The organism is Thioclava sp. UBA3469, assembly GCF_002378135.1.
Taxonomy (GTDB): domain Bacteria; phylum Pseudomonadota; class Alphaproteobacteria; order Rhodobacterales; family Rhodobacteraceae; genus Thioclava; species Thioclava sediminum.
Map to the genome: position 1 here is coordinate 14,795 of NZ_DFRG01000196.1, position 327 is coordinate 15,121.

General features: G+C 63.0%; 1 pseudogene. It reads left to right on the plus strand.

Annotation, left to right across the window (positions count from 1 at the left end):
- Positions 1 to 279, plus strand: a pseudogene (locus B3D39_RS14220) (serine O-acetyltransferase); the annotation flags it as partial.
- Positions 280 to 327 lie beyond the last annotated feature (48 nt).

The window sequence follows — 327 nt, forward strand, 5'->3', positions numbered from 1 at the left end:
GACAATGTCTCGATGCTGCATTCGGTGACGCTTGGCGGGACCGGTAAGGAAGACGAAGAGCGTCACCCGAAGATCGGCAATGGGGTGCTGATCGGGGCTGGCGCGAAAGTGCTCGGCAATATCCATGTCGGCGATTACAGCCGGATCGCGGCGGGCTCGGTGGTGCTGGAAGACGTGCCGTGCTGCAAGACCGTGGCCGGGGTGCCCGCGAAGATCGTCGGCGAGGCGGGCTGCGACCGTCCCGCGCGCGAGATGGATCAGCTTTTGCACAGCAAGTGAGAGCATCTCAGATGGAATAGACAGGCGGGGCTTCGGCCCCGCTTTTTT